8 protein-coding genes and 1 pseudogene are annotated in these 12,053 nt (G+C 45.5%); 6 read left to right on the forward strand and 3 right to left on the reverse strand.

Annotated features, from left to right (window positions below):
* Window positions 1-6 precede the first annotated feature (6 nt).
* On the reverse strand, window positions 7-2,634 hold the full coding sequence (gene clpB, locus F6K53_RS14175) for an ATP-dependent chaperone ClpB (protein ID WP_293064992.1): 2,628 nt from the start codon (window positions 2,632-2,634) through the stop codon (window positions 7-9).
* Between the two features lie 323 nt (window positions 2,635-2,957).
* Complete coding sequence (fghA, locus tag F6K53_RS14180; protein ID WP_293064995.1) at window positions 2,958-3,809, reverse strand: S-formylglutathione hydrolase; 852 nt, start codon at window positions 3,807-3,809, stop codon at window positions 2,958-2,960.
* A 140-nt stretch (window positions 3,810-3,949) separates the two neighbouring features.
* Here fghA and F6K53_RS14185 point away from each other — a divergent pair, with 140 nt between their 5' ends.
* The 3 genes from F6K53_RS14185 (at window position 3,950) to F6K53_RS14195 (ending at window position 7,391) form a co-directional block, all read left to right on the forward strand.
* On the forward strand, window positions 3,950-4,222 hold the full coding sequence (locus F6K53_RS14185; protein ID WP_293064998.1) for a glutaredoxin family protein: 273 nt from the start codon (window positions 3,950-3,952) through the stop codon (window positions 4,220-4,222).
* 107 nt (window positions 4,223-4,329) lie between these two features.
* Window positions 4,330-5,850, forward strand: a complete 1,521-nt coding sequence (locus F6K53_RS14190) for a UDP-N-acetylmuramoyl-L-alanyl-D-glutamate--2,6-diaminopimelate ligase (protein ID WP_293020372.1) — start codon at window positions 4,330-4,332, stop codon at window positions 5,848-5,850.
* Window positions 5,851-5,954: 104 nt separating this feature from the next.
* Window positions 5,955-7,391 carry a DICT sensory domain-containing protein gene (locus tag F6K53_RS14195; protein ID WP_293065005.1) on the forward strand — a complete coding sequence of 479 codons (1,437 nt, stop codon included), beginning with the start codon at window positions 5,955-5,957 and terminating at the stop codon, window positions 7,389-7,391.
* A 34-nt stretch (window positions 7,392-7,425) separates the two neighbouring features.
* Here F6K53_RS14195 and F6K53_RS14200 read toward each other — a convergent pair whose 3' ends face one another.
* Window positions 7,426-9,153: a HAMP domain-containing sensor histidine kinase gene (locus tag F6K53_RS14200; RefSeq protein WP_364301155.1), complete on the reverse strand. Its 1,728-nt coding sequence runs from the start codon at window positions 9,151-9,153 to the stop codon at window positions 7,426-7,428.
* A 294-nt stretch (window positions 9,154-9,447) separates the two neighbouring features.
* On the opposite strand from F6K53_RS14200, the gene F6K53_RS14205 reads away from it, so the two are divergent.
* The 3 genes and pseudogenes from F6K53_RS14205 to F6K53_RS14215 all read left to right on the forward strand — a co-directional run.
* Window positions 9,448-10,632: an NAD(P)H-quinone oxidoreductase subunit H gene (locus F6K53_RS14205; protein ID WP_293081131.1), complete on the forward strand. Its 1,185-nt coding sequence runs from the start codon at window positions 9,448-9,450 to the stop codon at window positions 10,630-10,632.
* A 392-nt stretch (window positions 10,633-11,024) separates the two neighbouring features.
* Window positions 11,025-11,369, forward strand: a complete 345-nt coding sequence (locus F6K53_RS14210; RefSeq protein ID WP_293081134.1) for a hypothetical protein — start codon at window positions 11,025-11,027, stop codon at window positions 11,367-11,369.
* 271 nt (window positions 11,370-11,640) lie between these two features.
* A pseudogene (locus F6K53_RS14215) lies at window positions 11,641-11,985 on the forward strand (bleomycin hydrolase); the annotation flags it as partial.
* Between the last annotated feature and the right edge of the window lie 68 nt (window positions 11,986-12,053).

A 12,053-nucleotide genomic window follows, 5' to 3' on the forward strand; every position in this document is an offset into this window, starting at 1 on the left:
TACCCTTCAATTGGACTCACTGAGCAACAACTGAGCAGGCAATCGCTGAAAGGAAAGCCGTTCATTGTTCACATCCACAAAGATAGTGTCCCCATCATTAAATTCACTCCTGAGAATTCCCTTAGCAATAGGAGTTTCCAACTCCCGCTGAATAGCTCGCTTCAGGGGTCGTGCTCCGAACACTGGGTCATACCCTAATTCTGCCAAAAAGTCAATAGCTGCATCAGAAAGTTTTAGGGACATCTTGCGCTCTGCTAACCGTTGCTCTAAGCGCAGGGTTTGCAGCTGGACAATATTGCGCAACTGATGTTTTTGCAAGGTATGGAAAATAATCACCTCATCAATCCGATTGAGGAATTCAGGACGGAAACTAGAGCGCATGGCTTCCATGACCCGACTCCGCATTTCCTCATACTTGGAGTCATCCCCAGCTACATCCAGAATATACTGGGAGCCAATATTGCTGGTCATGATAATAACGCTATTCTTGAAATCTACGGTATGCCCTTGAGCATCAGTAACTCGACCATCATCAAGGATTTGCAGCATGACATTAAAGACATCCGGGTGTGCTTTTTCGATTTCGTCAAATAGAATTACGGCATACGGGCGTCTACGAATGGCTTCGGTTAACTGACCTCCTTCTTCGTAACCCACATAGCCTGGAGGAGCACCAATCAGTCGGGAAACGGTATGCTTTTCCATATACTCGGACATATCGATTCGCACCATAGCCTCTTCGGTGTCAAACAGATAGGCTGCTAAGGCTTTTGCCAATTCTGTCTTACCCACACCGGTAGGACCGAGGAAAATAAAGCTAGCGGTGGGACGATTGGGGTCAGCTAATCCAGCACGCGATCGCTGAATAGCATCGGCAACAGCAGTAACGGCTTCCTCTTGGCCAATCACCCGCTTGTGTAGTTCTTCTTCCAGGTGCAGTAGCTTCTCTTTCTGAGACTCTACCAGCTTACTAATCGGAATTCCAGTCCACTTAGAGATAATTTCCGCAATGTCAGCTTCTGTAACTTCTTCCCGCAGCAGGGATTGACTACTGGTTTGGTTCTCGGCTAGCTGTTGCTCAACAGTTTCCAGGGATTTTTGCAACTCGGCTAACTTGCCGTATTTTAGCTTAGCGGCTCGGTTGAGGTCATAATCCCGTTCTGCCTGTTGAATTTCTACATTAACTCGATCAATCTCTTCCTTAATCCCCTGAATCCGGTCAATCACATCTTTTTCTGATTGCCACTGGGCATTCAACGTACGCTGTTCTTCTTTTAGATCAGCCAGTTCTTTTTCCAGTCTTTCCAGTCTTTCGATGGAGGCGAGATCAGTTTCTTTTTGTAAAGACAACCGTTCCATTTCCAGCTGGATAATTTTGCGGTCAATTTCATCGAGTTCTTCTGGCTTGGAAGTAATTTCCATTTTTAGCCGTGCTGCCGCTTCATCCATTAAGTCAATGGCTTTGTCTGGTAAAAAGCGATCGCTAATATACCGAGTAGACAAAGTAGCTGCTGCCACTAAAGCACTATCGGCAATTTTAACCCCGTGGTGAACTTCATACCTTTCTTTGAGACCTCGTAGAATCGAGATAGTATCAGCTACACTAGGCTGGTCAACATAGACCTGCTGGAAGCGTCTTTCTAGTGCTGCATCTTTTTCAATGTACTTGCGGTACTCATCGAGAGTAGTAGCACCAATACAGCGCAATTCACCCCGAGATAACATTGGCTTGAGCAAATTTCCCGCATCCATTGCTCCTTGAGAAGCACCAGCACCGACGACGGTATGGATTTCATCAATGAACAGGATAATTTTGCCTTGGGAATCCGTAACTTCTTTTAGTACCGCTTTCAGGCGTTCTTCAAATTCTCCCCGAAACTTAGCCCCAGCAATCAATGCGCCCATATCCAGAGCAATTAATTGTCGGTCTTTGAGGGATTGAGGCACATCACCCGCTATAATCCGTTGTGCCAAGCCTTCAGCAATAGCAGTTTTCCCAACACCAGGTTCCCCCATCAGCACTGGGTTATTTTTAGTACGGCGCGAGAGAATTTGAATTGTGCGCCGAATTTCATCATCTCTGCCAATAACTGGGTCAAGCTTTCCCTCCCGCGCCGCCTCTGTCAGATCACGTCCATATTTTTCCAGTGCAAGATATTTGCCCTCTGGATTTTGGTCGGTCACTTTCTGATTCCCTCGAATGTCAGCAATGGTAAGTTTAAGCCTATTTTCATCTAGTTTAAACTCCTGGAATAATGACTTACCAAAGCGGTCATCTTTCAGATAAGCCAGGATCAGATGCTCAATGGAGATATAATCGTCTTGGTATTCTTTACGATAGGACTCTGCTCGGTCTAGCAAGCTATTCATGCTGCGTCCTAGGTAAACGGAGTCGCTATTACCAGAAACCTTAGGTTGTTTTTTGATAAAGGATTCCGTTGCTTCCCTTACCCCTGGCACAGAGACTTCCGCTTTGTTCAGAATACTGGTAGCGAGTCGATCTTGATCCAGCATCGCCTTCATCAAGTGTTCGGTTTCGATTTGTTGTTGCCGTGCGGCTTTAGCAACATCTTGGGTTTGTGCGATCGCTTCCCAGGCTTTTTCGGTAAACTGGTTAGGGTTACTTGGTTGCATCTCTAATCACTCATTCCTCTAACTGTTCACAATTCTAAAAAAACCAGTGCGATCGCATAGATCGGTCTTCACGTCTTCTTTTTGGGATATTGCCGTCCTCAAAGCCAGGTAATACCAATTATTAAAAGTAGGACGTAAGCTATCAGCTATCAGCCATTAGCTGATAGCTGATAGCTTAACTTCCGGTTCATAGCTTAACTTCCGGTTAATTGTCTTCCAGTTAATTCTTAAGTGGTTAATCTTAAGTGGTTAATTGCCAATTTTACATTTTCCATTTTCAATCCTTGACTTTTTCAGCAAGCTTGGGATTGTCTGAATTCTGTTCAATCCAACAAAGCCTCAGCATGATGGCGGATATGGTCTTCTATAAAGGTGGCAATAAAATAGTAACTGTGGTTATAGCCGACCTGGAGACGGAAAGTCAGGGGCTGATCTGCCTTTTCACAAGCCTTCTCAAACACCTCAGGGAGCAACTGTTGCTTCTCGTAAAAGGGGTCAGCAGTGCCTTGGTCAATCAGAATTGTATGGTTATAGTTGGCTACCAACACCAGTTCGCTGGCATCGTAAGCTCGCCATTGCTCTTGGTCTGTCCCGAGGTAATTGGTGAATGCCTTCTGACCCCAGGCGCTGCGCATGGGAGCAGCAATGGGAGCAAAAGCAGAGACAGATAGGTACTGCTTTGGGTTTCTTAATGCACAAATTAATGCGCCATGACCACCCATAGAATGACCAAATATACCTTGTTTCTCAACTTGCGCGGGGAAATGTTGGGCAATTACCTCCGGTAACTCGTGGACAACGTAGCTATACATTTGGTAGTGAGCTGACCAAGGTTCAAGGGTGGCATCTACATAAAAACCGGCACCAGAACCCAAATCCCACTCATCGTCCTCACCTGGAATTCCTGTATTCCGAGGGCTGGTATCTGGAGCAACCAACATCAATCCATGCTTGGCAGCAAATCGCTGAGCAGCTGATTTTACCATAAAGTTCTCTTCTGTACAAGTCAGACCTGACAGGTAATATAGAACTGGAACGGATTGGACTTTCGCCTGAGGGGGTTGGTATACGGAAAACCCCATCTGTGTCTTACAATTCTGAGAGTGATGAGTGTAAAAACCTACTGTACCGCCAAAGCAACGGTTTTCTGAGACGAGGCGAAGGTCTGTGGACATGGGGCTGGTTCAAATGGACGTACCATGAAGGCGAATGTAGCTGTCCAGCATTTTAGCGTTTCTTCAGGTATGTTTGCCGAAGCTGCTCTTAACTTTATTAAACTATCGTCTAAATTAACAATTTTCAACTAACTTGCCTGATGGAATTAATTCTTTACAGTAAACCCGGTTGCCATCTTTGTGAGGGATTACTTGAAAAGCTAGAGATGATTGAAGGCTTAAACTTTAAGCTAGAGGTTCGAGACATTACGAGTCGAGAGGATTGGTTCCAATCCTATCAGTATGAGGTGCCAGTACTATGTATCAACCACTGTAGTCAGGAAAAGCTCCTGCCTCGCCCCTCTCCTCGTGCTAGCGTTGAACAATTGCAGCGAATGTTACGGAAATATTTCACTTTTTGTGAGTCAAAATAGGCGATACATCAGGTTGACGGTTTGACGGTTGACGGTTTGATGGTTGACAGTTGACTGGTGGCTGTGATGATTCGGTAGATCTTATAGTGTCGTTTGGTGCGATAAATATGAAGCTAAGGGAATTATTAGCCAAAATTGCCAATAGTGTGAAAATGCCTAGCTCCGAGGGTCTTGATTTGGTCGTTACAGGCATCTGTACCAATTCCCACGCCTGCCAACCGGGGGATTTATTCATCGGGATGCCAGGCACTAGGGTAGATGGTGGAGAGTTCTGGGAAAGTGCGATCGCATCTGGGGCAGTGGCAGCGATAATTTCTCCCCAAGCGGCTGCCAAACACCCCCCCAAGGAACTTTCACCAGAAACAGGAGTTTGTGTAATTGCCGCCGATGACATGACCACCGTGTCTGCTCAAACTGCAGCAGCCTTCTACGACTACCCAGCACAGCAGCTAAGACTGATTGGAGTCACTGGTACCAATGGCAAAACTACCACTACCCATCTGATTGAATTTCTGCTCGCTCGTAGCTCTAGTCCTATCCCCACAGCACTTTTGGGTACCCTCTATGCCCGTTGGCCAGGTTTTGAGCAAACAGCAAGCTACACTACACCATTTGCTGTTGAATTGCAACAACAGCTCCAGTTAGCGGTCAAAGCAGGTGCGCAAATGGCAGTGATGGAAGTTAGTTCACACGCCTTAGCCCAAGGTCGAATCCAGGGCTGTCCGTTTGAGGTGGCGGTGTTTACCAATCTCACCCAAGACCATTTGGACTACCACCAGAACATGGATGATTACTTCAGCGCTAAAGCTAAGCTGTTTAGTGCTGACTATCTCAAAGGTAGGGCAATTATTAATGCTGATGACTCCTATGGAGAGCGGTTAATCCAACAGTTACCAACTGAGCAAGTCTGGAGCTATAGTATCCAAAACCCATCCGCTGATTTCTGGACGAAGGACTTAAGCTATGAGCCAACAGGGGTTAGAGGAATTATGCATACTCCAGTAGGAGAGGTTAGCTTTAATTCGCCCCTAGTGGGTCAATACAATCTGTCTAACTTGCTCGCAGCAGTAGGAACAGTTTTAGAGCTGGGTTTGGATTTAGAATCAGTAGCAGCAGCCTTGGCTCAATTTCCAGGAGTGCCAGGGCGGATGGAACGGGTGCAAATTCAAGCGGAACAGGATATTAGTGTAATTGTCGATTATGCCCACACCCCAGATAGTTTAGAAAACTTACTCAGGGCATCACGACCCTTTATTGAAGGCAAGATGATTTGTGTATTTGGCTGTGGTGGTGATCGCGATCGCACCAAGCGTCCTAAGATGGGGAAAATAGCGGCTCAGTTAGCTGATGTTGCTGTAGTAACCTCGGATAACCCTCGCACCGAAGACCCAGAAAGCATCTTAGATGATGTTTTAGAGGGGATTCCTAAATCAGTGGAACCAATGGTAATTTGCGATCGCGCTACCGCCATTCGGACTGCCATCTTGCAAGCCAAACCAGGGGACGGAGTCTTAATTGCTGGTAAGGGTCACGAAGATTATCAAATTCTGGGTACTGAAAAAATCCACTTCGATGACCGAGAGCAAGCCCGAGATGCTTTGATGAGTAGGCTACAGGTTATAGGTTAGCAAATTGACAGCTATTTCAGCGGGCAGGTTGTAGATTATCACATGGAAGGTCAACGTTTAAGCTTTAACCAAACCACCTTTAAGGAAACCACCTCTAACCATAAATGAACCTGCCACCTAATCGAGAATTGTCTCTCTACCAGCTGGTTTTAGAAACTCTTGCCTCTCCCGAGTCTCTAACAATCACTCCTGTCACCCTGAAATCCCTAGTCAGAGCAACCTTTGACCTGCTAATTGAGCAAAACATCTCAGCCACAATTTGGGTCAAGCCACAGGGTGAGGGCTGGCACAGAGAAATACAACGGTATCAACAACAAGTTGATGTACCAAAAAAAATTTATCTGTGCCACTGTTTAGGAGATAACTCGGAAGAGGTAGTTAACCTGAACAGAGATTCTCAACTGTTTTCCCTACCATTGGAGACTGAAACTCAAATAAAACAAGAGTATTTCTTACTTATTCTCTGTAAGAACTATAGTAGTTTAATTGTGGCTTGCCAGCCTGAGCTATCGGAATCAGAAAATTTAGCTGATAGTGAACTCAGTCAAACATTATTAGCTGTTTTTACCCTTGAGCAATCAGTAATTCGGCAGTTCTTAGAGGGGTTAAGCAAAGTTATTGGAACCACTACAGCAAAGCAACGCAGCCATTGGGAAACCCTTTTACCTGCCCCTCAAAGCTATAATCATACACTACTAACCCAGTTGTTGGTTAAACAAGTACAACGTACAGAAGAAATTGTTCAGGATACCCTGGCAACACAGCCAATCGGGGAGACTAACCCATCTCCCCCATCCCTGCCAGGGGTTACTGATCCGGTTGTGGTAGGGAAGAATTCCTTATCAAGGGTCGAGCCTTATATGAGTAATGAGATACTTCAGCGAGTGGCTCAGGAATTACGAACACCGATAACGAACATGAAAACTGCCCTGAAGCTGCTGGATGCCTCACACATGAAGCTCGCCCAACGCCAACGCTATATTGGGCTTCTTTATAAAGAATGCGATCGCTTAAATTCCTTAGTGGCTGGATTACTAGAACTGGTTCAGCTAGAGGGTGACCCCCAAACTGATCAAACTTGGCCGTTGCAGCTAGCAGAGATTGTTCCTGGTATTGTCAGCACCTATCAACCCCTTGCCCAAGAAAAAGGCATCCAGCTCGGCTACACCATTCCTGCCAATCTCCCCTCAGTCTTGTTTTCAGAGGTTGGCTTGAGGCATATCGTGATTAATCTATTGCACAACAGTTTAAAGTTTACTCCCGCTGGCGGTAAGGTTAGAGTACAGGCAACTCGTAAGGGCAAGTATGTTCAGCTAATATTTAGTGATACAGGTATTGGCATTGCTGAAAGTGACATACCTAAGATTTTTGACAGTTTTTATCGGGGTAGGTCAACACCTAGGGAAGACCTTGGTGCAGGGATAGGTTTAACCATTGTGCAACAGTTATTACAACGGGGCGGTGGTAAGATTTCAGTAGTTAGTCGATTTGGGCAAGGCTCCCAATTTAAAGTCTTGCTACCAATTGCCTCTCAAACGTAAAAATCTGAAACCTAAAAAATCGTTGAGGTAATGGTCAACCAATCCCAGGGAGGGGTGTCTTAGCCAGGTCAGCTAACGGTAAAAATACTGTCATCACCTCACCCTGTTGGGGTCGTTGCTTAACAATTAGTTTACCGCCCAACGCCTGGAATAGATTTTTGGTCACATTCAAATTCAAACTGATACTACCGGTTTCTGGCTGGAAAGTCAGCAGCTGACCAAGGGACTTCAATGTCGGGCAATGGTTGTCAGCAATTGTTTCCCGATTAATCTGAGACTGGAATTGTAACTTCAGCTGGTTTCCAGCAGGTGTAACCTGTAACTGGATATGACCCCCTGTTGGAATAGACCGGGTGAAATTTTCCATCAAGCCAGTTAGTACCTGATCTAACAAGGCGGGATGGCTGACCACTGTTGGCAACTGTTGCGGTAAGACTACATCTAGGGTTAAATTACGCCGCTGTGCTTGTTTTTGCCAGCGGGGGATGCTGTTGTGAAAAACCCGAGCCAGAGATATACAGGTCAGGCTAACAGGGGTTTGCTTGGCTGCTGTGGTTTCTAATTCTACTGCCCGGAAAATCAACTCCATGCGGTTGATTTGTTCGCTACACTCATGGTCAATAATTTCTATACGCCGCATGACTTCTGGAGGCAAGTCACGACGTCTAAGCAGTAGTTTAGTCAGGGTGTGAATTGTAGTTAGGGGTGTCCGAATTTCATGGGTCAGAGCTCGGAGCAACTCAAGGTCAGGTGTAGCTTCAGAATTTTCTTTTGGGTGAACAGCAGAGATTCTAGGAAAGCCTCGCGCTTCATTTTTCACCAATCGTTGCCAGTTAGGCTCGCTTCCTTTCTGTTTCTTGGCAAAGGGTGTACTAGAAGACCCATTTTGTGAGTGACTACCAGTTTTGACCGTATCCCTCTGATGCTGAGGTTGTCTTGGCTGAACCATTGTTGACTCGGATATTGTAACCGGTATAGTATGGCTCAGTGCTACTGAAGGCAGTTCTGGTAAATTCTTCAGAAGCCCACGAGCAAAGTTCATTACAATGCGGTAATCGGGGGGCTTTGGCACAAATTTTTCGATTAAAGCTTCCAACTGCCTCAGATGATGAGAACTGCTCAGTAATAGTCTACGGTGCAGTGATGTCCAAACACGTTGGATATCTTCTGGGTCAAAGGAGAATTGAAAGCCTGGAATGCCAAAGTGGTCTTCCCCAGAGACCATGACTAAGCTAAAGTCTTTGGTAAAAACTAAACAAAACTGCTCGTTAGCTAAGGGGTCTCCTGGAAACAGGGGTAACCTGTAGGTCGTATTTTCTACCAATGGAGTAGTCTCAGGTTGAGCCGGAGGTAGCTGGAAGGGCATAAAAGCCCAAGCATTCAAAGCGTTGTTCGTAAAAATCCCAGTCTCGAAACTTGCCAGTAGCTCTGGATCACTTAAGACTGGAGCAGGACCAGCTAGAATTAATCCTTGCTTCGACGAGTGTTCGGGATTATGGCTTGTTGATCGGTTGCCTGAAACCCCTGGCAACAGCAACTGTTCCAAGGTAGCGATCGCACTTTGCCATTCCCGTTGAGCTTTAGCTGCTGCTGCCCGATGCTTGGGGCTAACACCTTCTCTTGTCCTGTGACTACTAGCACCTACTGAACAAGTGTCAATCACAGTGGCTTGCTCTACTGAAACAGCAACCTTGTCATCGCTTTCAATTAATTCCTGTTGGGATAAAATTTGACTTATACTTGGTAATAACCACCTTGGCACCACAATCCACCCCCGATGCACAGCTAGTGCAGTAATTCAAACTATCAACTCCTTTGATAAAGATGGTAATGTGATTGCTGATAGTTTAAGGATCGTAGAACCGAACTTCTACGTAGCAATTCCCGTTAACCTAGGCATTGGCAAGAAGGAGCTTAAACAGGAATTAACAGTTTTAATCAAGAATATCAAATTTTTCTGGCAAACAAGATAGACTACCTTCCTGCCTCTGTTTTGGTAAGCTAATAGCTAGCGGCTAACAGCTAGCAGCTAAAAGTTGGGGCAATTAATCAAAATATGGCAAAGATCGAGACCAGAACCGAACCCATGGTGATCAACATGGGTCCCCACCATCCCTCCATGCACGGCGTTCTCCGCTTAATTGTCACCCTGGATGGGGAGGATGTGATAGATTGTGAGCCGGTAATTGGCTACCTGCATCGAGGCATGGAGAAAATTGCCGAGAATCGCACTAACATCATGTATGTCCCGTACGTAAGCCGATGGGACTATGCAGCAGGGATGTTCAACGAGGCAATTACAGTCAATGCCCCAGAGAAATTAGCAGATATTCCGGTACCCAAACGTGCCAGCTACATCCGTGTGATCATGCTGGAGTTGAATCGGATTGCCAATCACCTGCTGTGGCTTGGACCATTCCTAGCAGATGTAGGTGCCCAAACCCCATTCTTCTATATCTTCCGGGAAAGGGAGATGATTTATGACCTATGGGAAGCTGCCACTGGACAACGGTTAATTAACAACAACTACTTCCGTATTGGTGGAGTTGCGGTTGACCTACCCTATGGATGGATAGATAAGTGCGAAGACTTCTGTGACTACTTTGACCCTAAAGTTGATGAGTACGAACGGTTAATCACCAACAACCCTATCTTCCGCCGCCGAGTTGAAGGTATCGGTACCATTAGTAGGGAAGAAGCGATTAACTGGGGACTTTCTGGCCCGATGCTACGAGGTTCTGGAGTCAAGTGGGACTTACGCAAAGTTGACCACTACGAATGCTACGACGACTTCGATTGGGAAGTACACTGGGAAACCGGGGGTGATTGCTTTGCCCGGTATGTGGTGCGGATTAGGGAAATGCGGGAGTCCGTTAAGATTATCCGTCAAGCCTTAAAAGGACTTCCCGGTGGTCCTTACGAAAACCTAGAAGCCAAGCGGATGGCAGAGGGTCGCAAATCCCAGTGGAACGACTTCGATTATCAGTTCATGGGCAAGAAAATTGCCCCTACTTTCAAGATTCCCAAGGGTGAACACTATGTCCGTCTTGAGTCTGGTAAAGGAGAACTAGGAATTTTCATTATTGGTGATGATAATGTCTTTCCTTGGCGTTGGAAGATTCGTCCACCCGATTTCAATAACTTACAGATTCTGCCCCATATCCTCACAGGAGTCAAAGTTGCCGATATTATGGCGATTCTCGGTAGTATTGACATTATTATGGGGTCAGTAGACCGTTAAAGTGGGTTAATGGTTCTAGGTAATAGGCTCAATGGCTCTAGGTTTTAAACTAACGGGGTTCTGGCAACGTTAGTTAGCTCCGCCTCAAGCACGGAAGCTCTCAACTAGCCGTCTTTTAGTATTAGCCGTCAGCTATCAGCCGTGAGCTTTTGGCTCACGCTACGCGAACAGCTATCAGCCGTCAGCCTTTAGTTTTGGTATTTGGTTGATAGCTGATAGCTTACCATTAGCCTCATATCTAGAAGTTAGGCAGCTAAGATTATCGGCTATTCCTCCTATTCTTTGCTAGACTAGGAGGAATTTTTGATTTGTTGTAAAACTGTGATGTTAAGACAGCATTTAGGGAATTCTAGGAATGTAGCTTCAAAGACTGAAGAGTAAATTTGCTGTCTATGAGTGAAAATCCCCCACCTATTAAAGTATTACGTCAGCGCCATGTAGGCTGGGATAAGCCTACCGAGGAAAATCTCAAAACTATTAAAACTATTGAGTTGTTATGGCGGAATTTGTTCGAGGCAATTTTTGATCCCATTGAAGATAACTGGTTAGAGCATTGGCAAAAGCTATACACAACCATTCTAGAGGTTTGTTCTGATAACGAAGAGCGCCGCATTACTCTAGTCTACCTGGGCAATGTTAAGGATTTGACCAAAGAAGCTAGAGAATGGAAAATGCTGGTGACTTACCTTGAGAATACTAAAGACTGGGCTAGAAAATCGATTATTAGAGGCTCGTGAACTGTTAAATAAAATAGTCAAAATGGTGAGGTTTCCCGTAAGCCACAGGCTCCGTCAAAATTATCTTTGATAAAGTAAAACCTGTAAAGTTAATCACAGCAAGACCGCTATCCCTTCTAAAAACGCTTTCGGGAATACTTTTGTGATCATACTGAGCGCTACATTATGCGCTACCAGTAGCCAAGCTTGAGCTTAGTTATTGCTGCGTTCGCGTAGCGGCTCTTTCAGAGCATCGCAATCCTAATTAATTTGTGAACAAAAACCGGTTGAAGTAACCAAAGAAGCTGGTGATGCTTGCTTTAAGAAGTATCCTTACCTAAAGGAATCTGGTGAAGCTGGGGATTCTCAAGTCAAGATTGACAAGTGCTACCGCGATCTTGGTCACTACCTACGCTTGATCAACTACTGCTTAGTTGTTGGCGGTACTGGTCCTCTAGATGAGTGGGGTATTGCTGGTCAGCGTGAAGTTTACCGTTCTTTGAACCTACCTACCGGTCCGTATGTAGCAGCTCTTGAGTTCACTCGCGATCGCGGTTGTGCTCCTCGTGACATGTCTGCTCAAGCTTTGGTTGAGTACAAAACTTACCTTGACTATGTAATCAACTCCTTGTCCTAAGGAGATCACGGTGAAAATCCGTCGCTGATTGACTAATATTTCGATCAGCACCTGGGGACTCTTAGTAC

Source organism: Moorena sp. SIO4A1 (genome assembly GCF_010672065.1).
In the GTDB taxonomy this organism is placed as follows: Bacteria; Cyanobacteriota; Cyanobacteriia; order Cyanobacteriales; family Coleofasciculaceae; genus Moorena.

What these genes read in the sequence shown, in the direction of transcription:
- clpB (WP_293064992.1), bottom strand. Translation starts at nt 2,634, where the DNA reads ATGCAACCAAGTAACCCTAACCAGTTTACCGAAAAAGCCTGGGAAGCG.
- fghA (WP_293064995.1), bottom strand. Translation starts at nt 3,809, where the DNA reads ATGTCCACAGACCTTCGCCTCGTCTCAGAAAACCGTTGCTTTGGCGGT.
- F6K53_RS14185 (WP_293064998.1), top strand. Translation starts at nt 3,950, where the DNA reads ATGGAATTAATTCTTTACAGTAAACCCGGTTGCCATCTTTGTGAGGGA.
- F6K53_RS14190 (WP_293020372.1), top strand. Translation starts at nt 4,330, where the DNA reads ATGAAGCTAAGGGAATTATTAGCCAAAATTGCCAATAGTGTGAAAATG.
- F6K53_RS14195 (WP_293065005.1), top strand. Translation starts at nt 5,955, where the DNA reads ATGAACCTGCCACCTAATCGAGAATTGTCTCTCTACCAGCTGGTTTTA.
- F6K53_RS14205 (WP_293081131.1), top strand. Translation starts at nt 9,448, where the DNA reads ATGGCAAAGATCGAGACCAGAACCGAACCCATGGTGATCAACATGGGT.
- F6K53_RS14210 (WP_293081134.1), top strand. Translation starts at nt 11,025, where the DNA reads ATGAGTGAAAATCCCCCACCTATTAAAGTATTACGTCAGCGCCATGTA.